The sequence below is a fragment of the Variovorax sp. LjRoot290 genome (assembly GCF_964253985.1).
Taxonomy (GTDB): domain Bacteria; phylum Pseudomonadota; class Gammaproteobacteria; order Burkholderiales; family Burkholderiaceae_C; genus Variovorax.
The window spans coordinates 2362829-2381689 of the sequence record NZ_CAXURW020000001.1 but is presented as its reverse complement, the minus strand read 5'-3'; the positions used below and the strand labels follow the sequence as shown (position 1 = coordinate 2381689).

Sequence of the window (18861 nt, the reverse complement as noted above, 5' to 3'; positions counted from 1 at the left end):
AATCCGGCGCGTGTCCTCCTCGCCCCACCCGGTCGCCGCGCCTGCGCCGACGCACTACGAGAATTTCCCGGTCGCCTCCTGGCTGTGCCCGCCACGGCTGCGGCCGCCGATCGCCGCGATCTACGGCTTTGCGCGCACGGCCGACGACATCGCCGACGAAGGCGAGGCCGGCGCGGCCGAGCGGCTCGACGATCTGCGCGCCTTTCGCGCCGATCTCGCCGCCGCCGCCCGCGGCGCGGCGCCATCGGCGCGCTGGCCCGAGGTCTTCGGTCCGCTCGCGCATGCCATGCGCAGCTTCGCGCTGCCCGAGCCGCTCCTGGCCGACCTGCTCTCCGCCTTCATGCAGGACATCGAGAAGACGCGCGACGGCCAGGGCTACGCCGATCGCGCCGAACTGCTCGACTACTGCCGCCGCTCGGCCAACCCGATCGGCCGCCTGCTGCTGCACCTCTACGGCGTGGACGATGCACGCGCCCTCGCGCAGAGCGACGCCATCTGCAGCGCGCTGCAGCTCATCAACTTCTGGCAGGACCTGAGCGTGGACCTGCCGCGCGGCCGCTTCTACCTGCCGCACGCCGACAGCGCCGTGCATGGCCTCGCAGCGAAGGACTTCGAAGGCTTCCGGCCGCTGGCCCCGGCCGCACCGCCACCCGCCGCCATTGCATTGATCGCCGGTGAGGTGGCCTGGGCGCGTGCGCTGATGAACGAAGGCGCGCCGCTGGTGCACCGCCTGCCGGGCCGGGCCGGCTGGGAACTGCGCTTCGTGGTGCAGGGCGGACTTCGCATCCTCGACAAGATCGAGGCGCTGGGTTGCGACAGCTTTTCGCAGCGTCCGACCATCGGCAAGGCGGATGCGACGCTTCTGGCCTGGCGCGCCTTCTGGATGCGGAGACAATCCCCCGCGATGAAGAGTTTTCCACGATGACGCCCGAGCAGTACGTCCAGGACAAGGCTGCCGCTTCGGGCAGCAGTTTCTATTACGCCTTCCTGTTCCTGCCGAAGCCGCGGCGCGCCGCGATCACGGCCTTCTATGCCTTCTGCCGCGAGATCGACGACGTGGTCGACGAGGTCAGCGACCCCGGCGTCGCCGCGACCAAGCTGGCCTGGTGGCGCACCGAGGTCGCCCAGTCCTTCGCGGGCCGGCCGCAGCATCCGGCGATGCAGGCGCTGATGCCGCACGCCACGGTCTACGGTATCGAGGAGCGCCAGCTGCACGAAGTGATCGACGGCTGCCAGATGGACCTGGACCAGACCCGCTACCTCGACTTCCAGGCCCTGAAGCGCTATTGCCACCTGGTGGCCGGCGTGGTGGGCGAAGGCGCGGCGCGCATCTTCGGCCAGACCGACGCGCAGACCACCGCCTACGCCCACAAGCTGGGCCTGGCGCTGCAGCTGACCAACATCATCCGCGACGTCGGGGAGGACGCGCTGCGCGGACGCATCTACCTGCCGGTCAGCGAGCTGCAGCAGTTCGACGTCAAGGCGCACGAAATCCTGAACCGCCTGTACTCCGAGCGCTTCGTCGCGCTCATGAAGTTCCAGGCCGAGCGCGCGCATGCGGCCTACGACGAGGCGCTCGCCCTGCTCCCGGCTGCCGACCGGCGCACCCAGAAGCCGGGCCTGATGATGGCCAGCATCTACCGCACGCTGCTGCGCGAGATCGAACGCGACGACTTCCAGGTGCTGCAGCAGCGCGTGAGCCTGACTCCGGTGCGCAAGCTGTGGCTCGCGTGGCGAGTCCAAGCGCTAGGGAAACTTTGAGTCAGGTTGCCGTCATCGGCGCCGGCTGGGCCGGCCTGGCCTGCGCCATCGAAGCGACGCGCGCCGGTCATGCGATCACCGTGTTCGAAGCCGCCCGCACCCTCGGCGGCCGTGCGCGCGCGCTGCCCGCGCAGATGCCCGACGGGCAACCGGTGCTGCTGGACAACGGCCAGCACATCATGATCGGCGCCTACAGCGCCACGCTGGCGCTGATGCGCGAGCTCGGCGTCGATCCCGGTGCCGTGCTGCATCGCATGCCGCTCACGCTGCGATTTGCCGACGGCGGCGGGCTGCAGGTGCCGCATTGGCCGCCGCCGCTGGACCTGCTGGCCGGCATCCTGGGGGCGCGCGGCTGGTCCTGGCGCGACAAGGCCGCACTGATGCGCGCCGCATTGCGCTGGCGCTGGAATGGCTTTCGCTGCGACCCCGGCGCATCGGTGGCCGCGCTCTGCGCAACGCTGACGCCGCGCGTCATGGCCGAGCTGATCGAGCCGCTGTGCGTCTCGGCCCTTAACACGCCGACCGGATACGCGAGCGGCGAGGTCTTCCTGCGCGTGCTGCACGACGCCCTGTTCGTCGAGCGCGGCGGCGCCGACCTGCTGCTGCCGCGCGTCGACCTCGGCGCGCTGTTTCCGGATGCCGCGGCGCGCTGGCTCGCGCAGCATGGCGCCCAGGTGCGCAGCGGCACGCGCGTGCAGGCCATCGCCCACGAACCAGCGGGCTGGCAGGTCGACGGCGAAAGCTTCGACCGCGTGGTGCTCGCCTGCGCGCCGTGGGAAGCCGCCCGCCTGGCCGCTGGCGTGACGCTGCCCGCCGCAGCGGCCTGGTCGCAGACGGCCGAGGTACTGCAACACGAAAGCATCGCGACCCTCTACATGGCAGGCGGCGCTGCATTGAGTGCGCCGATGCTGGCGCTGCGTGCGAGTGCCGGCGCGCCGGCGCAGTTCGTCTTCGATCGCGGACAACTCGGCGGACCGCAAGGCCTGCTGGCCTTCGTGGTCAGCGCCAGCGGCGACGAGCGCGAAACGCTGCAACACCAGGTGCTCGCGCAAGCCCGCGAGCAACTCGGCTTGACCGGTTTGCAGCCGGTGCAGACCGTCGTGGAACGCCGCGCCACCTTCGCCTGCACACCGGCGCTGGTGCGCCCCGCGGCCCAGGTGGCGCCGGGCCTGCTGGCCTGCGGAGACTATGTCGAAGGTCCGTATCCCGCGACGATCGAAGGCGCCGTGCGCAGCGGCCGCGCGGCGGCCGCCGGTTGCGGGTCCACGTAAGGGCTCAGCAGCGCACTCAACGCGATGCTGTGCTTGCCCATCAGGCGGTACAGCGTCATGCGCGAAACGCCGAGCTCGCGCGCCGCGTGCGCGCTGAGTCCTCTCAACCTGCGTCGAGCGCCATGCACAAGGCATGCAGGTTCGGCACGATCAGCTGCGGCCGCGCGCCATGTTCCCAGGGCCGCTCGTCGCGCACCAGCCAGGCGGCCTGCATGCCGGCATCGAGCGCACCGACCACGTCGAGCGCCGCATCGTCACCGACGTGGAGCACATCCTTGGGCAGCAAGCCGACCGAGGCCGCGGCGGCGCGGAAGATCGGCGCATGCGGCTTGCCGCTGCCGAACTCGCGCGCGTTGAAGGCGGCGCGAAACCAGCGCCCGACTCCGGTCTGATGGACATCGGCATTGCCGTTGGAGACGGCCACCAGCGGATAGCGTTCGCTGAGCCACTTGAGCGCGGGCAAGGCGTCGTCGTAGAGCGTCACGCGCTGGCGTTCGGCGAAGAAGATCTCGAAGGCCGGATCGGCCAGCGCCGGGTCTTCGCCCGCGCGCCTGAGCGCCGTGCGTATCGATTCGCGCCTGAGCGCACTCAGGTCGTGCGCAAGATCGGAACGCTCCTTGGCCGTGGCCTCGCGCAGTTCGCGCAAAACGCCGGGCGTCACCAGCAGGTTCGCGGTCTTCGGCGCCTCGCGCACCAGCCATTCGTAGAGCACGCGCTCGGCGCGTTCGATGGTGGGCCAGATCGGCCAGAGCGTGTCGTCGAGGTCGAGCGTGATCGCGGCGATGCGCTTCACGTCGAGGGTCAGGGAATCGGGGGTCGCAAAGGCCATGACCGAGAATAGCGCATGCCTTTTCGCCCTGAAGCTCCTGCCGTCGAAACGAACCAGGAGCGCACCGCCGTGCTCTGGTGCAACCTCGGCTCGCCCGACGAGCCGACCGCCGCCGCGGTGCGTCTCTACCTTGCCGATTTCCTGGGCGACGCGCGCGTGGTCGAGATTCCGCGGGCCCTGTGGGCGCTGATCCTGCACGGCATCATCCTGCGCACGCGACCCGCCAAGTCGGCTGCCAAGTACGCCAGCATCTGGACGCCCGAAGGCTCGCCGCTCAAGGTCTGGACGAAGAAGCAGGCCACCCTTTTGGCGGGCTGGCTCGGCGAGCGCGGCCACCGCGTGACGGTGCGCGACGCGATGCGCTACGGCAACCCGTCGATCGCCGCGCAGCTCGATGCGCTCAAGGCCGAAGGCGCGACCCGCGTGCTGGTGCTGCAGGCCTATCCCCAGTATTCGGCCACCACCACGGCGAGCGTGATCGATGCCGTCAACGCCTGGAGCGCGCGCGTGCGCCGCGTGCCGGAGTTCCGCTTCGTCAATCAGTACCAAGACGAGCCGCTCTACATCGAGGCCTTGGCCCAGAGCGCGCTCCGCTACTGGAAAGACCACGGCCGGCCCGACCAGCTGGTGATGAGTTTCCACGGCATCCCCGAGCGCAATATCCGGCTCGGCGACCCCTACCAGGCCCAGTGCCTAGTAACCGCCGGCCTGCTGGCCGAACGGCTGCAACTCACGCGCGAGCAGTACCGCGTCGCCTTCCAGTCCCGCTTCGGCCGCGCGAAATGGCTCGAACCCTACACCGAGCCGACCCTGCGAGAACTCGGCGCGACGGGCGTCGCGCGCGTCGACGTGATGTGCCCCGGCTTTCCGGCCGACTGCCTGGAGACGCTGGAAGAGATCGCGATGGAAGGCCGCGAGGCCTTTCTGCATGCGGGCGGGAAGGAATTCCACTACATCCCCTGCCTCAACGACAGCAGCGCGTGGATCGCGGCGCTGGCCGCGATCGCGGAACGCCACTTGAGCGGCTGGCCGACGCGTTCGGCCTGAGTTCAATAGCGGCCCAGGTAGTCGCGCTTGCCGATCGGCACGCCGCTGTGCCGCAACACGTCGTAGGCCGTGGTCACGTGAAAGAAGAAGTTGGGCAGCGCGAACTGCAGCAGGTAGCGCTGGCTCGTGAACTCCAGCTCGTTGCTGCCCACCTTCATCGAGACGGACCGTTCCTCGAAGCCGTCGATCTGGGCGCGATCGACGCTGTTCAGGAAGTCGACCGTCTTGGCGATGCGCGCCTGCAGTTCGTCCCAGGTCTTCTCGGTATCGGGAAAGCTCGGCGCCGTGATCGCGGCCAGCCGCGCGGCACCGAGCTTGGAGGCGTCGCTGGCGCGCTGGATCTGCCCTGCCAAGGTCAGCATGTCCGGCGCGAGCCGCGCATCGACAAGCGTCGCTGGGTCGATTCCCGAGGCCTGCGCATGCGCGAGCCCCTTGTCCAGCAGATGGGAGAGTTGGCCGAGCCCGCGGATGAACACCGGGATCGAGATGTCGTAGAGGGAAAGCGTCATGAAAGCTCCGGATTGATGCAGCGGCCGATTGTGGCCATTGCATCAATCACGTGCCGGCGGCGCGCACAAAGGCCTCGATCGGCGCCAGATGCTCCGGCACATTGAGCGCCGGCGCATGACCGCAGCCCGGCACTTCGATGATCTGCAGGCGCCCCGCGGCGCCGGGGCCTCGGCGACGCATCTCGTCCAGCGTCGCCGGCAGCACGAGATCCGACTCCGCACCGCGCAGGCACAGCACCGGCACTTCGATCGCGTCGTAGTGCGACCAGAGCAGGTAGTCCTCCGGATGGGCAACGAACTGGCGCACCATGGCCGGGTCGTAGTGCGGCGTCACGCGGCCGTCGGGCAGGCGGCGCGTGGAGGTCTCGGTGAGCCGGCGCCATTGCGCGTCGCTGAGCCAGCCGTAGGGCTTGTAGACCGTGCGGAAGAAAGCCTCGAGCTCGGCCACGGTGTCGAAGGCGGGCGGCTGGCCGGCATAGGAACGGATGCGCTCGACCGCGGCTTGCGCGATCTGCGGCGCGTTGTCGTTGAGCACCAGGCTCGCGATGCGCGGTTTCATGCGCGGCTCCAGCAGCCCGCCGGCACAGACCATGCCGATCGCGCCGCCCATCGAGGTGCCGACCCAGTGCACGCGCTCGAGCGCGAGCGCGTCGCAGAGACCGGTCGCCAGGCGGGCATAGAAGGACAACTGGTACTCGTCGTCCGGCGCCGGGCTCCACTGGCTCAGGCCGCGGCCGATGGTGTCGGGGCAGATCACGCGGAAACCGCGTTCGGCGAAGTGCACGGCCAGCTCGTCCATGTCGCGAGCGGTGCGGGCCAGCCCGTGCCAGGCGATGAGCACAGGGCCGCCGGGCGTGCCCCAATCCATCCAGTGAATCTCGCGTCCCGCGATCTGCAGGTAGTTCGAAGTCGGTGCGTTCATCGGAGAGCCCTCGCACGCAGGCGACCGACGATGCCGGTCGGGAAGTAGTAGACCGAGAGCACGAACAGCACGCCCAGCCACAGCAGCCAGCGATCGGGCGAGAGCAGCGCCGCCAGCCAGGGCGCGCCGCTCGTGGCTTCGCTGCCGATGCGCAGCAGGTCCTGCAGGTAGCTCTGCGCGACCACGAAGAGCGCCGCGCCGACAGCCGCGCCGTAGAGCGTGCCCATGCCGCCGATCACGACGATGAGCAGCACGTCGACCATGATCTCGAAGCTGAGCGAGGTGTCGGGTCCGTTGTAGCGCAGCCAGATCGCGAGCATCGCGCCGGCCAGCGTCGCGAACAGCGCCGACAGCACCGAAGCCGTCGTGCGGTAGACCACCACGCGGTAGCCTATCGCCTCGGCGCGGAACTCGTTCTCGCGGATCGCCTGCAGCACGCGCCCGAAGGGCGAGTTCACGATGCGCAGCAAGGCCAGCACGAGCACCACCGCGGTCACGAACAGCAGGTAGTAGCAGAGCAGCCGCCCGTCGAGCGAGACGCCGAGAAAAGGTTCTTCGGCGAACTCGAAGCTCGGCGAGATCAGCTCGGGCAGCTTGAAGGTCAGGCCGTCCTCGCCGCCGGTGAAATCCGACAGCTGCGAGGCCAGCGTCTGGAAGGCCGAGGCCACCGCGAGCGTGATCATCGCGAAGAAGATCGCGCGCACCCGCAGCGAGAACAGCCCGATCGCGAGCGACAGCACCAGCGAAACCGCGAGCGCCGCGCCCAGGCCCAGCAGCACGGTGCCCCAGCCGGGCCCGAGCCGCGTCGCCGAGATCGCGATGCCGTAGGCGCCGATGCCGAAGAACATGGTGTGCGCGAAGCTCACGATGCCGGTGTAGCCGAGCAGCAGGTCGAAGCTCGCGACCAGCACGATGAACACCAGCACCTTGGCCGCGACGCTCAAGGCCTTGACGCCAGGGAAGATGAAAGGCGCGAAGGCCAGGCCCAGCACCAGCACGACGAGCAGCACCGCGAGCACGCGACTGCGCGGCATGTCGTTGGAAAGAAGGCGAGACAGCATGAATGAATCCGATCGTCCTGAGTCCTGAGCGTGTCGAAGGATCAACGGCTGCTGGCGACGGGGTACACGCCCTGCGGCCGCCACAGCAGCACCGCCACCATCAGCGCGATGCTGGCGAACTGCGTCGCGGTCGGCAGCAGGAAGCCGGTGTAGTTGGTCATGAGGCCGACCAGCAAGGCGCCGATCAGCGCGCCGGTGGTCGAGCCCAGGCCGCCGATGATGATCACGATGAAGATCAGCACGTTGACCTGCGCGCCCATCTGCGGAATGAGGTTCTGCTGGAACAGGCCCCACATCACGCCGCCCAGTCCCGCGAGCGCGCTGCCGACCACGAACACGCCGACGAACAGGCGCCCGATGCGGTAGCCGAGCGACTCGACCATCTCGCGGTCCTGCACGCCGGCGCGGATCAGCAAGCCGATCTTGGTGCGGCCCAGCGTCCAGGCCAGGAGCCCGAAAACGAAGACGCCGACCGCCACCGCAAGGATGCGGTACTTGCTGATCGCCGCATCGCCCACCAGCAGCGAGCCGCGCAGTGCATCAGGCAGCGGCAACGGAAGTTGTCCCGGGCCCCAAATCATCTTGATCAGCTCTTCGCCGATGATCAGGCCGCCCACGGTGATGAGGATCTGCTTCAGGTGCTGGCCGTAGACCGGCCGCACGATGAAGCGCTCGAAGGCCAGGCCGACCGCGCCGGCCACCGCCATCGCGACCAGCATGGCGGGGAAGACCGCTACCAGGTTGCGCCACAGCTCCTGCGAGCCGGTCCAGTCGCTCATGCCGCCGAGCACCGTGCTGGCCACGAAGGCGCCCAGCGCGATGAACACGCCGTGGCCGAAGTTGAGCACGTCCATCAGGCCGAAGATGAGCGTCAGGCCCGAGGCGATGATGAAGATGATCATGCCCATCGCGAGTCCGGCGACGGTGAGCGTGAGCCAGGTGGAGAAGGAGCCGGTCAGCGGGAACGCGATCAGCGCGATCACCGGCACGAGCGCCATCGGCTTCCAGTCGAAGTCGAGTTTCATAGTGCCAGCCCCAAGAGCGATTGCTGCAGTTGTTCGTCGGCCGAGAAGGCCGCCATCGTCCCGCTGTGCACCACGCGCCCGTTGTCCATCACGGCCACGGTGTCGCCCAGGCGCTGCGCGAAGTTGATGTTCTGTTCGACCAGCAGGATCGTGACGCCGCTCCTCTTGAGCTCGCTGAAGGCGTCGATCATGTTGTTGATGATGGCCGGTGCGAGACCCTTGCTGGGCTCGTCGATGATCAGCAGCTCGCGCGGCTCGACGATCGCCCGGGCCACCGCGAGCATCTGCTTCTGGCCGCCCGAGAGCTTGCCGGCCGGATGATTCCAGAATTTCTCCACCGCGGGGAAGAGCTTGAAGATCCACTTCAGGCGTGCGTCGTCCATTTGCTCGGCGTTCTTGGCCGCGCGCGCCGCGAGCAGCATGTTCTCCTTGACCGTGAGGTCGGAGAAGATGCCCATGTTCTCGGGCACGTAGGCGATGCCGAGCCCGGCGATCTGCGGCGTGTGCAGCGCAGTGATGTCCTGTTCGCCGAAGCGCACGCGGCCTTCGGACGCATGCCACAGGCCCATGATGGTCCTGAGCGTGGTGGTCTTGCCGGCGCCGTTGCGGCCCAGCAGCATCGTGAGCTGGCCGCGGGGCACCGCAAGGTCGACGCCGTGGAGGATGTGATAGGCGCCGATGTGGGTATGGACGCCTTCGAGTTGCAACAAGGCTGGATGGCTCATGGTGTTGCTCCTTCCCCCGCGCGGGGGAAGGCCGGGATGGGGGGGGTCACATGTCGCGAAGCGTCCTCGGCGCCAGCCGCAGGCAAGCCGAGGTAAGCCTCCTGCACGATCGGCGAAGCGATCACCTCCGACGGCTCGCCATCGGCCACGAGCTGCCCGTTGTGCAGCACGATGATGCGGTCCGCCAGCTCGCGCACCACGTCCATCTTGTGCTCGACCAGGAGGATGGTCTTCGTCCTGTCTTTCTTGAGCGCGCGGATCAGGTCGAGGATCACCGGCGCCTCGGCCGCGTTCATGCCGGCCGTCGGTTCGTCGAACATGAAGACCTTCGGTTCGAGCGCCATCAGGAGCGCGACTTCGAGCTTGCGCTGGTCGCCGTGGGGCAGACTTGCGACCGTCGCATGCTCCTTGGCCTTGAGCGCGACCTCGGCCAGGATCGCATCGGCGCGCTCGGTCAGCGCGCGATGATCGCTCCAGATGCTCCAGAGATTGAGCCCGCGCCGGTGCGCGCCCTCGCGTGTCGCCTGCACCGCGAGGCGCACGTTCTCGAGCACCGTGAGATTGGGAAAGAGATTCGTCAACTGGAAGGCCCGGCCCAGCCCGGCGCGCGTGCGCGCCGAGGCGCTCTGCCCCGACAGCAACTGCCCGTCGAGCAACACCGTGCCCGCCGTCGCCTTGAGTTGCCCCGAGATCAGGTTGAAGTAGGTGGTCTTGCCCGCGCCGTTCGGGCCGACGATCGCGGTCAGCGTGCCGGGTGCAAAGCTGCAACTGACATCGTTGACCGCGACATGGCCTCCGAAACGGACGGTGAGTCCGCGCGTTTCGAGCATCGGGCTAGCGCTTGTTCTTTACCGGGATGTCCATCTCGGACGCCTTGATCTCGTGCACCAGCTCCGGCACGCCCCAGGCAAACGCCGGGTCAGCCTTGATCTTGAAGTGGTACATGCTCTGCAGCGCCTGGTGGTCTTCCTTGCGGAAGGTCATCGGGCCCTTGGGCGTGTCGAAGCTCATGCCTTCCATGGTGGAAATGAGCTTGTTGGTGCCGGTGTCGCCGCCGGTCTTCTTGAGCGCCGTCACCACCGCCATCGCAGCCGAGAAGCCGCCGGCCGTGAAGAAGTCCGGCGGCGTCTTGAACTGCTTGTAGTGGGCCGCGACCAGCGCCTCGTTCACCGGATTCTTCGGGATGCCGAAGTAGTAGTAGGTCGCGCCTTCCATGCCCGGGAACTGCTTGTAGCTGGCCATCGCCGGCAGGATGTTGCCGCCGGTGGCGATCTCGATGCCGTAGCGCTTCAGGTCGAGGTCGGCGATCTTGAACGGGTTGCCGGCGCCGGCCCACACGATCCAGATCACCTTGCGGCCCGGCAGGTCCTTGAGCTTGTCGATCAGGCGCTGGGCGCCGGCCGTGAAGTCGGTGGTGTTCTGCGGCAGGTACTCCTCGTGGACGACCTTGGCCTTCTTGACCGAATCCTTGAAGGCCTTCACGCCGTCGCGGCCGAAGGCATAGTCCTGTGCCAGCGTGGCGATGCTGACGCCGGGCTTGTCGAGCGCCACCGCATTGCTGATCGCATCCTGGCTCGAATTGCGGCCGGTGCGGAAGATGTACTTGTTCCACTTGTCGCCGGTGATCGAGTCGGCCACCGCGGGCTCGACCAGCAGGATCTTCTTGTACTCCTCGGCCACCGGCAGCATCGCCAGCGCAACGCCGGAGGACGTGGGGCCGACCGCGAGCGCTGCCTTGTCGTCGGCATAGGCCGCCGCCAGCAGCGACTTGCCGAGGTCGGGCTTGCCCTGGTCGTCCTTCTCGATCACGACGAGCTTCTTGCCGTTGACGGCCATGGTGCCGCCCGTGGCGTATTCGAGGCCCATCATGAAGCCGGTCTGGGTCTGCTTGCCATAGGCTTCGAGCGGACCGGTCTTGCTGTAGATGTGGGCGATCTTGATCTCGTTCGACTGGGCCCAGGCGGGGGTCGTGAGAGCCGAAGCGGCCAAGCTGGCGAGCGCCGCGATAGCGACGATGTGACGACGGTGCATTCTTTGTCTCCTGATTTGGGATGACTGAATATTGCACAGTTCGTGCCAGTCACGATCGCCTTGATGGCAAAGGACTTTCCCTCGTATGAAGACGCGGAAGACTGGAATCAAGACACTTGAAATGCCTTAATTTCAGACAGTTGTACGTTTCTCAGTCAGGGTTTTCCAGACGTTCATAGAGCGTCGCGCGCGAGATGCCGAGCAGCCTGGACGCCGCCAGCTTGTTGCCGCCGGTCTCCGCCATCGCGGCGGCGATCGCCCGGCGTTCCAGCTCCGCGATCTGCTGCGCGAGCGGCCGCAGCAGCGCCTTGCCGTCGCCGGCTTCGGAGGCCGCCGGCAGCGCATCGGGCGCCGCAATCTTTTCCTGCCCGGTCTCGCGCAGGATGCGCTCAAGCTGCGCCGCGTCGATGCGCTGCGAATCGCTGCGCATGGTCACCTGCTCCAGCACGTTGCGCAGCTCGCGGATGTTGCCGCGCCAGTGCTGCGCGGCCAGCAGCGCCAGCGCATCGGGCGTGAGCTCGGGCGGCGCCTCAGCGCTGCGCAGCGCCATGTCCTCGCCCAGCGCCTCGACCAGCGCCGGAATGTCGGCGCGCCGCTCGCGCAGCGGCGGCACGCGCACCGGCAACACGTTGAGCCGGTAGTACAGGTCTTCTCGAAAACGCCCTTCCCGCACCAGCACCGCGAGGTCGCGCGAAGTGGCCGCGATCACGCGCGCATCGAAGGGCACCAGCTTGTTCGAGCCCAGCGGCTCGATCTCGCCCTCCTGCAGCGCGCGCAGCAGCTTGGCCTGCAGGCCGAGCGGCATGTCGCCGATCTCGTCGAGGAACAGCGTGCCGCCGTCGGCCAGCTTGAACTTGCCTTCGCGCGCCTTGCGGTCGGCGCCGGTATAGGCGCCGGGCGCGACGCCGAAGAACTCGGCCTCCAGCAGCGTGTCGGGCACGGCCGCGATGTTCACGCTCACGAAGAGCTTCTGTGCGCGCGCCGAGGCCGCGTGGATCGCATGCGCGAGCAGCTCCTTGCCGGTGCCGGTTTCGCCCAGGAGCAGCACCGGGCTGGAAGACTGCGCCGCACGCCGCGCATGGCGCTTGACCTCCACCGCCGCCGGGCTGCTGCCGATGAAGCTGGCGAAGGTGTACTTCGAGCGGCGCAAGCCGTCGGCCGACTGCTGGTAGAGCGGGTTGTTGCGCTGGCTCGCGAGTTCGCGCCGCGCATCGTCGAGGTCGCGCTGCAGCAGCGCGAACTTGCTGATGAGCGGCTGCAGCGTGTCTTCCGGATGGTCGAACAGCACGATGCCGATCGCGCCGATGACCGCGCCGGCCGCGCCGCCCTCGCCCTCCTCGCGCAAGGGAATGCGGCTGACGACGAAGGTGCCGGCCTTGTTGGTGAGCAGGTCGATCAGGATCGGCTCGCCGGTTTCGAGCACGCGATGCATCAGCGTGTTGGGAATCACGTCCTCCACCTGGTGGCCGAGGAACTGGTCGATGGACGAGAAGCCCAGCGCCGGCAGGAAGCGCCGGTAGCCCTCGTTGACCCAGACGATGCGCCCGCCGCGGTCGACCAGGAACATGCCCTGGCTGATGCTGGAGAACAAATGGAACATCGAGCGCGCGGCGAGCGCGAGGATGCCATCGGCATCGAGCGGCAGTGCGGGCGGTGGCGCGGTGGCGGCGGACATGGCCGGATCGTAGCGCGCGCATCCTGCGGCGCATCAATGGCCGACGAGTTCGGCATCAATGAATTCTTAGCACTTGGTTAGGATGCGAGGTTTTTCGAATTGCAGTAAGGGCAATGGTTCTCGAGGCTCGCAGACTTGCTATGCTGCGCGCCTTGCACGGCCCACCCGGCTGCGCCCCGGCCCAGCGGCGAACGATCGGTTCGCCGGCCACGCCACTTTTGCGGAACGCTTTTCTCATGAGGAATTCCCGGCTTCCCGCGCTCTGGCTCGCGCTTCCCCTGCTGCTGTCGGCCTGCGCACTGCCGCGCCCGCCCGAGCAGGTGACGGCACCGACGCCCGCGCAATGGCACACGCCCCTGCCCCATGGCGGCTCGCTGCCCGTGCTGGCCGACTGGTGGCGCCAGCTCGACGATCCGCTCCTGGTCGAATTGATCGACGCGGCACAGGCCGCGAGTCCCAGCGTGGCCAGCGCGGCCGCGCGCATTGCCGAGGCGCGCGCGACGCGCGTGTCTGCGGGTGCGGCACTGGCACCGAATCTCACGGGCAACGTATCGGCCAGCCGCGGCAACTCGCCCACCAGCGGCTTCGGCGGCACCGGCAGCAGCGGCGGCGGCCTCACCGCGATTCCGCCGGTCACGACGATCCAGGCTGGCCTGCAATCGAGCTGGGAAATCGACCTGTTCGGCGGCCTGCGCGCGAGCCGCGATGCGAGCCAGGCTCGGCTTGCGGGCGCCGATGCGAAATGGCACGAGGCACGGGTCTCGATCGCAGCCGAGACCGCCACCGCCTACCTCGGCGAACGCGCTTGCCGGCGCCAGCTCGCCGTGGCCACATCCGACACGCAGTCGCGTGCCGAGACCGCACGGCTGAACGATCTGTCGATGCGCGCCGGCTTCACCGCGCCGGCCGACGCCGCACTCGCACGCGCCGGTGCCTCCGATGCGTCGGCGCGCCTCACGCAGCAGCGGGCGCAGTGCGCGGTGCAGCAGCAGGCGCTGGTCGCGCTGAGCGGCATCGATGCGCGCACGCTTCAGGCCAAGCTCGATGCCGCGCCGGTCGATCGCCCGCTGCCGGCAGTCCAGGCCGTCGCCAGCGTGCCGGCCGAGGCGCTTGCGCAGCGGCCCGACGTGTACTCGGCGGAGCTCGGCGTGGCCGCGGCGAGCGCCGACGCCGGCGCGGCGCTGGCGCAGCGCTTTCCGCGCCTCACGCTGCAAGGCTCGATCGGGCGGCTGCAGATCCGCACCAGCGGCATCCGCGAGACGATGGACAGCTGGACCATCGGCCCGGTCGCGCTCAGCGTGCCGATCTTCGACGGCGGCACGCTCGCGGCCAATGTCGATGCCGCGCGGGCGCGCTACGACGAGGCCGTCGCGCTCTACCGCGCCAACGTGCGCCAGGCGGTGCGCGAAGTCGAGGAAGCGCTGATCAACCTGCAGAGCACCGATGCGCGCGCCGGCGATGCCGATGCCGCGGTGCAGAACTACCAGGCCTCCTTCGATGCCACCAGCGCGCGCTACCAGAGCGGCCTGGCCAGCCTGTTCGAACTCGAGGATTCGCGGCGCACGCTGTTCGCGGCGCAGACCGCGCGCGTCTCGCTGCAGCGCGAGCGCGCCGAGGCCTGGGTGGCGCTCTATCGCTCGATGGGCGGCGGCTGGACGCGGCCCGGATCCGCAACGACAACAACGACCTCAACGATAGCAACGTCGCCATCATGAAAAGAATGAAGCGTTCCACCCTCGTCATCGTGATCGCCTTGGTCGTGCTGCTCGCCGCGGCCGCGTTCATGTTCTCGCGCGGCAAGCCGGAGGGCGCTGCCGCCAAGCCCAAGGATGCGGCGGCAACGCCGGCCAAGCCGGCGCTGACCGTGACCGTCGCCAAGCCCGAGACCAGCGAGCTCACCGTCACGCTCGCGGCCAACGGCAATGTCGCGGCCTGGCAGGAAGCCAGCATCGGCTCCGAATCCAACGGCCTGCGCCTGGCCGAGGTGCGGGTCAACGTCGGCGACGTGGTCAAGAAGGGCCAGGTGCTCGCCACCTTCTCGGCCGAGACCGTGCAGGCCGACGTCGCGCAGGCACGCGCCTCGCTCGCCGAGGCCAAGGCCACCGCCGCCGATGCAGCCGGCAACGCCGCGCGAGCCCGCACGCTGCAGGCCACCGGCGCGCTGAGCCAGCAGCAGATCAACCAGTACCAGACCACCGAGCAGACGGCCAAGGCCCGCGTCGAAGCGGCCGAGGCCGTGCTCGCGGCGCAGCAGGTGCGCGGCCGCAACACGCAGGTGCTGGCGCCCGACGACGGCGTGATCTCCTCGCGCACCGCCACCGTAGGCAGTGTGCTCAGCGCCGGCACCGAGCTGTTCCGGCTGATCCGCCAGGGCCGGCTCGAATGGCGCGCCGAGGTGACCTCGGCCGAACTGAGCCGCGTCGCGGTCAGCACGCCGGCCATCGTCATCAGCGCCAGCGGCGCCCAGGTCAGCGGCAAGGTGCGCAGCATCGCGCCGACGGTCGATCCGCAGACGCGCGCGGCGCTGGTGTACGTCGACATTCCCAACGTTTTGGAGAACACCGGCATCAAGGCCGGCATGTTCGCGCGCGGCGATTTCCAGCTCGGCCGCAGCAGCGCGCTCACCGTGCCGCAGGCGTCGATCGTGCCGCGCGACGGTTTCAACCATCTGCTCTTGCTGCAGCCGGACAACCGCGTCGCGCAGCTCAAGGTCGAGACCGGCCGCCGCGTCGGCGATCGCGTCGAGATCACGACCAGGCTGCCGGCCGATGCGCGCGTGGTGGTCCAGGGCGCCGGCTTCCTCAACGACGGTGACCTGGTGCGGGTGGTGGACGCCTTGCCGAACAAGGAGCAGCGTCCATGAACGTCTCGGCCTGGTCCATCCGCAACCCGATCCCGGCGGTGATGCTGTTCGTGCTGCTCACCTTCGCGGGGCTGCTGTCCTTCAACGCGATGAAGGTGCAGAACTTCCCCGACATCGACCTGCCGACCGTCACCGTCTCGGCCTCGCTGCCGGGCGCCGCGCCCTCGCAACTCGAGACCGACGTCGCGCGCAAGCTCGAGAACTCGATCGCCACCGTGCAGGGCCTGAAGCACATCACGACCAAGGTGCAGGACGGCGCGGCCACGCTGATCGTCGAGTTCCGCCTCGAGAAGCCGGTGCAGGAAGCGGTCGACGACGTGCGCTCCGCGGTGCAGCGCGTGCGCGCCGACCTGCCGGCCGACGTGCGCGACCCCGTAATCAGCAAGCTCGACTTCGCGGCCCAGCCGGTGCTGGCCTTCACCATCGCCTCCTCGCGCATGGACCCGGAGGGGCTCTCTTGGTTCGTCGACGACACGGTGACCAAAAAGCTGCTCGCCATCAGCGGCGTCGGCGCCGTCAACCGCGTGGGCGGCGTCACGCGCCAGGTGCACATCGACCTCGATCCGGGCAAGCTGCAGGCGCTCGGCGCCACCGCGGCCGACATCTCGCGCCAGCTGCGCCAGGTACAGACCGAAAGCGCCGGTGGCCGCACCGACCTGGGCGGCAGCGAGCAGCCGGTGCGCACGCTGGCCACCGTGCGCTCGGCCGACGAGCTGGCGGACATGCAGATCCCGCTCTCGGACGGCCGCCGCATCCGGCTCGACCAGGTGGCGCGCGTCTCCGACACCATCGCCGAGCCGCGCGCTGCCGCGCTACTCGACGGCAAGCCGGTGGTCGGCTTCGAAGTCGCGCGCAGCCGCGGCGCGAGCGAGGTCGAGGTCGGCGGCGCGGTGCAGAAGGCGCTGGCCGAGCTGCGCGCGCAGCATCCGGACATCCAGCTCACCGAGGCCTTCAACTTCGTCGAGCCGGTGCAGGAAGAGTACGACGGCTCGCTGCACCTGCTCTACGAAGGCGCCCTGCTCGCCGTGCTCGTGGTGTGGCTGTTCCTGCGCGACTGGCGCGCCACCTTCGTCTCGGCCGTGGCGCTGCCGATGTCGGCGATCCCGGCTTTCATCGGCATGTACCTGTTGGGCTTCTCGATCAACGTGGTCACGCTGCTGGCGCTCTCGCTGGTGGTCGGCATCCTGGTGGACGACGCGATCGTGGAGGTCGAGAACATCGTGCGCCACCTGCGCATGGGCAAGAGTCCCTACCAGGCGGCGATGGAGGCCGCCGACGAGATCGGCCTGGCGGTGATCGCCACCACCTTCACGCTGATCGCGGTGTTCCTGCCCACCGCCTTCATGAGCGGCGTGGCCGGCAAGTTCTTCAAGCAGTTCGGCTGGACCGCCTCGCTGGCGGTGTTCGCCTCGCTGGTGGTGGCGCGGATGCTGACGCCGATGATGGCGGCCTATATCCTGAAGCCCCTGGTCGGCGCCGAGAAGGAGCCGCGCTGGCTCGCCTTCTACATGCGCCTGGCCGAGCGCAGCCTGCGGCACCGCTTCACCACCATGGTGCTGGCCACCCTCTTCTTCTTCGGCTCGGTGGCGATGATCCCGCTGCTCAAGACCGGCTTCATCCCCCCCGACGACAACTCGCAGACCCAGGTCTATCTGTCGCTGCCGCCGGGCGCCACGCTGGCCCAGACCATGGCGATGGCCGAGGAGACGCGGCAACGCGTGATGGCGGTCGAGCATGTGAAGAGCGTCTACACCACAGTGGGCGGCGGCAGCGCGGGCGGCGATCCCTTCGCCAACTTCGGCACGCCCGAAACGCGCAAGGCCACGCTCACCATCAAGCTAGCGGACCGCGGCGACCGGCCGCGCAAGCAGGGCATCGAGAACGAGATCCGCAGGGCGCTCGAGACCCTGCCCGGCGTGCGCAGCACCGTGGGCCTGGGTGGCTCGGGCGAGAAGTACATCCTGGTGCTGACCGGCGAAGACCCGGCGGCGCTCACAAGCGCGGCGCGCGCGGTCGAGAAGGACCTGCGCACCATTCCCGGCCTGGGCAACATCACTTCGACCGCGAGCCTGATCCGTCCCGAGATCGCGGTGCGCCCGAACTTCGCGCGCGCGGCCGACCTGGGCGTCACCAGCTCGGCCATCGCCGAGACGCTGCGCGTCGCGACCCTGGGCGACTACGACCAGGCGCTGCCCAAGCTCAACCTGGCGCAGCGCCAGGTGCCGATCGTGGTCAAGCTCGAGGACTCGGCGCGCCAGAACCTCGCGCTGCTCGAACGGCTCAGCGTGCCCGGCAAGAACGGGCCCGTGATGCTCGGCCAGGTCGCCACGTTGACGATGGAAGGCGGCCCGGCTGTGATCGACCGCTACGACCGCTCGCGCAACGTTAACTTCGAGATCGAGCTCTCGGGCGTCGGCCTGGGCGATGCGAAGACCGCGGCGATGAAGCTGCCCTCGATCCAGAACCTGCCGCCCGGCGTGCGGGTGGCCGAGGTCGGCGACGCCGAGATGATGAGCGAGCTGTTCGCGAGCTTCGGCCTGGCGATGCTGACCGGCGTGCTGTGCATCTACATCGTGCTGGTGCTGCTGTTCAAGGACTTCCTGCACCCGGTCACGATCCTGTGCGCGCTGCCGCTGGCGCTCGGCGGCGCCTTCCTCGGCCTGCTGATCGGCCAGAAGGCGCTCTCCATGCCCTCGATGATCGGCTTCATCATGCTGATGGGGGTAGCGACCAAGAACTCGATCCTGCTGGTCGAATACGCGATCGTCGCTCGCCGCGACCACGCCATGAGCCGCTGGGACGCGTTGCGCGACGCCTGCCACAAGCGCGCGCGGCCGATCATCATGACCACGCTGGCCATGGGTGCCGGCATGACGCCGATCGCCTTCGGGCTGAGTGCGGCCGATTCCAGCTTCCGCGCGCCGATGGCGATGGCGGTGATCGGCGGCCTGATCACCTCCACCGTGCTGAGTCTGTTGGTGGTGCCGGCGGTGTTCACCTACATCGATGACATCGAACACTGGATCAAGCGCACGGTCGCGCGCATCCGCGGCCGCGCGCCCGACCCTGCCGATGCGCCGGAAGGGGCGCCGCCGCTGAAGCAGCAGCCGGCGCCGAACTGAGGCAGCATGGGCCATCGTGA

Annotated in this window: 16 protein-coding genes; 7 read left to right on the top strand and 9 right to left on the bottom strand. The window is 68.8% G+C overall.

Annotated features, from left to right (window positions below):
- Positions 1-10 precede the first annotated feature (10 nt).
- Genes hpnC through hpnE form a run of 3 tightly spaced genes read left to right on the top strand, consistent with a single transcriptional unit; the run spans position 11 to position 3032 of the window.
- The gene (gene hpnC, locus ACSQ9A_RS11985) at positions 11-925 is read left to right on the top strand and encodes a squalene synthase HpnC (protein WP_170855674.1); all 915 of its coding nucleotides are present in this window, start codon (positions 11-13) and stop codon (positions 923-925) included.
- Positions 922-1761, top strand: a complete 840-nt coding sequence (gene hpnD / locus ACSQ9A_RS11980) for a presqualene diphosphate synthase HpnD (protein WP_093109177.1) — start codon at positions 922-924, stop codon at positions 1759-1761. The genes hpnC and hpnD overlap by 4 nt, the downstream gene beginning before the upstream one ends.
- On the top strand, positions 1758-3032 hold the full coding sequence (gene hpnE, locus ACSQ9A_RS11975) for a hydroxysqualene dehydroxylase HpnE (protein ID WP_436303809.1): 1275 nt from the start codon (positions 1758-1760) through the stop codon (positions 3030-3032). The genes hpnD and hpnE overlap by 4 nt, the downstream gene beginning before the upstream one ends.
- A 103-nt stretch (positions 3033-3135) precedes the next feature.
- Here the strand turns inward: hpnE and ACSQ9A_RS11970 are convergent, their stop codons facing one another.
- Complete coding sequence (locus ACSQ9A_RS11970; RefSeq protein ID WP_093109170.1) at positions 3136-3861, bottom strand: HAD family hydrolase; 726 nt, start codon at positions 3859-3861, stop codon at positions 3136-3138.
- A 15-nt stretch (positions 3862-3876) separates the two neighbouring features.
- Here ACSQ9A_RS11970 and hemH point away from each other — a divergent pair, with 15 nt between their 5' ends.
- Positions 3877-4908 carry a ferrochelatase gene (gene hemH, locus ACSQ9A_RS11965; protein WP_436303808.1) on the top strand — a complete coding sequence of 344 codons (1032 nt, stop codon included), beginning with the start codon at positions 3877-3879 and terminating at the stop codon, positions 4906-4908.
- A 2-nt stretch (positions 4909-4910) separates the two neighbouring features.
- On the opposite strand, the gene ACSQ9A_RS11960 is transcribed toward hemH, so the two are convergent.
- From ACSQ9A_RS11960 to ACSQ9A_RS11925, 8 genes are all read right to left on the bottom strand, one after another.
- Positions 4911-5417: a DUF1993 domain-containing protein gene (locus ACSQ9A_RS11960; protein WP_436303807.1), complete on the bottom strand. Its 507-nt coding sequence runs from the start codon at positions 5415-5417 to the stop codon at positions 4911-4913.
- A 46-nt stretch (positions 5418-5463) separates the two neighbouring features.
- Entirely contained in the window at positions 5464-6339 is an 876-nt protein-coding gene (locus tag ACSQ9A_RS11955) for an alpha/beta fold hydrolase (protein WP_436303806.1), read from the bottom strand.
- Positions 6336-7400 carry a branched-chain amino acid ABC transporter permease gene (locus tag ACSQ9A_RS11950; protein ID WP_093109166.1) on the bottom strand — a complete coding sequence of 355 codons (1065 nt, stop codon included), beginning with the start codon at positions 7398-7400 and terminating at the stop codon, positions 6336-6338. The genes ACSQ9A_RS11955 and ACSQ9A_RS11950 overlap by 4 nt, the downstream gene beginning before the upstream one ends.
- A 41-nt stretch (positions 7401-7441) precedes the next feature.
- A complete protein-coding gene (locus ACSQ9A_RS11945) occupies positions 7442-8425 on the bottom strand; it encodes a branched-chain amino acid ABC transporter permease (protein ID WP_436292508.1) in 984 nt (327 codons plus the stop codon).
- On the bottom strand, positions 8422-9150 hold the full coding sequence (locus tag ACSQ9A_RS11940; RefSeq protein ID WP_436303805.1) for an ABC transporter ATP-binding protein: 729 nt from the start codon (positions 9148-9150) through the stop codon (positions 8422-8424). Before ACSQ9A_RS11940 ends, ACSQ9A_RS11945 begins: the two co-directional genes overlap by 4 nt.
- Positions 9147-9980, bottom strand: a complete 834-nt coding sequence (locus ACSQ9A_RS11935; protein WP_436303804.1) for an ABC transporter ATP-binding protein — start codon at positions 9978-9980, stop codon at positions 9147-9149. Before ACSQ9A_RS11935 ends, ACSQ9A_RS11940 begins: the two co-directional genes overlap by 4 nt.
- Before the next feature lie 4 nt (positions 9981-9984).
- Positions 9985-11181, bottom strand: a complete 1197-nt coding sequence (locus ACSQ9A_RS11930; protein WP_436303803.1) for a substrate-binding domain-containing protein — start codon at positions 11179-11181, stop codon at positions 9985-9987.
- 151 nt (positions 11182-11332) lie between these two features.
- Positions 11333-12856 carry a sigma-54 interaction domain-containing protein gene (locus tag ACSQ9A_RS11925; RefSeq protein WP_436303802.1) on the bottom strand — a complete coding sequence of 508 codons (1524 nt, stop codon included), beginning with the start codon at positions 12854-12856 and terminating at the stop codon, positions 11333-11335.
- Between the two features lie 236 nt (positions 12857-13092).
- Between ACSQ9A_RS11925 and ACSQ9A_RS11920 the strand changes: the two genes are divergently transcribed.
- Genes ACSQ9A_RS11920 through ACSQ9A_RS11910 form a run of 3 tightly spaced genes read left to right on the top strand, consistent with a single transcriptional unit; the run spans position 13093 to position 18841 of the window.
- The gene (locus ACSQ9A_RS11920) at positions 13093-14571 is read left to right on the top strand and encodes an efflux transporter outer membrane subunit (RefSeq protein ID WP_436303801.1); all 1479 of its coding nucleotides are present in this window, start codon (positions 13093-13095) and stop codon (positions 14569-14571) included.
- Positions 14568-15719: an efflux RND transporter periplasmic adaptor subunit gene (locus ACSQ9A_RS11915; protein WP_436303800.1), complete on the top strand. Its 1152-nt coding sequence runs from the start codon at positions 14568-14570 to the stop codon at positions 15717-15719. The genes ACSQ9A_RS11920 and ACSQ9A_RS11915 overlap by 4 nt, the downstream gene beginning before the upstream one ends.
- A complete protein-coding gene (locus ACSQ9A_RS11910; RefSeq protein WP_436303799.1) occupies positions 15716-18841 on the top strand; it encodes an efflux RND transporter permease subunit in 3126 nt (1041 codons plus the stop codon). Before ACSQ9A_RS11915 ends, ACSQ9A_RS11910 begins: the two co-directional genes overlap by 4 nt.
- The last annotated feature ends 20 nt before the right edge of the window (positions 18842-18861 follow it).

What these genes read in the sequence shown, in the direction of transcription:
- ACSQ9A_RS11935 (WP_436303804.1), bottom strand. Translation starts at nt 9,980, where the DNA reads ATGCTCGAAACGCGCGGACTCACCGTCCGTTTCGGAGGCCATGTCGCG.
- ACSQ9A_RS11955 (WP_436303806.1), bottom strand. Translation starts at nt 6,339, where the DNA reads ATGAACGCACCGACTTCGAACTACCTGCAGATCGCGGGACGCGAGATT.
- ACSQ9A_RS11910 (WP_436303799.1), top strand. Translation starts at nt 15,716, where the DNA reads ATGAACGTCTCGGCCTGGTCCATCCGCAACCCGATCCCGGCGGTGATG.
- hpnD (WP_093109177.1), top strand. Translation starts at nt 922, where the DNA reads ATGACGCCCGAGCAGTACGTCCAGGACAAGGCTGCCGCTTCGGGCAGC.
- ACSQ9A_RS11925 (WP_436303802.1), bottom strand. Translation starts at nt 12,856, where the DNA reads ATGTCCGCCGCCACCGCGCCACCGCCCGCACTGCCGCTCGATGCCGAT.
- ACSQ9A_RS11970 (WP_093109170.1), bottom strand. Translation starts at nt 3,861, where the DNA reads ATGGCCTTTGCGACCCCCGATTCCCTGACCCTCGACGTGAAGCGCATC.
- ACSQ9A_RS11940 (WP_436303805.1), bottom strand. Translation starts at nt 9,150, where the DNA reads ATGAGCCATCCAGCCTTGTTGCAACTCGAAGGCGTCCATACCCACATC.
- ACSQ9A_RS11930 (WP_436303803.1), bottom strand. Translation starts at nt 11,181, where the DNA reads ATGCACCGTCGTCACATCGTCGCTATCGCGGCGCTCGCCAGCTTGGCC.
- hemH (WP_436303808.1), top strand. Translation starts at nt 3,877, where the DNA reads ATGCCTTTTCGCCCTGAAGCTCCTGCCGTCGAAACGAACCAGGAGCGC.
- ACSQ9A_RS11920 (WP_436303801.1), top strand. Translation starts at nt 13,093, where the DNA reads ATGAGGAATTCCCGGCTTCCCGCGCTCTGGCTCGCGCTTCCCCTGCTG.
- ACSQ9A_RS11945 (WP_436292508.1), bottom strand. Translation starts at nt 8,425, where the DNA reads ATGAAACTCGACTTCGACTGGAAGCCGATGGCGCTCGTGCCGGTGATC.
- ACSQ9A_RS11915 (WP_436303800.1), top strand. Translation starts at nt 14,568, where the DNA reads ATGAAAAGAATGAAGCGTTCCACCCTCGTCATCGTGATCGCCTTGGTC.
- ACSQ9A_RS11960 (WP_436303807.1), bottom strand. Translation starts at nt 5,417, where the DNA reads ATGACGCTTTCCCTCTACGACATCTCGATCCCGGTGTTCATCCGCGGG.
- ACSQ9A_RS11950 (WP_093109166.1), bottom strand. Translation starts at nt 7,400, where the DNA reads ATGCTGTCTCGCCTTCTTTCCAACGACATGCCGCGCAGTCGCGTGCTC.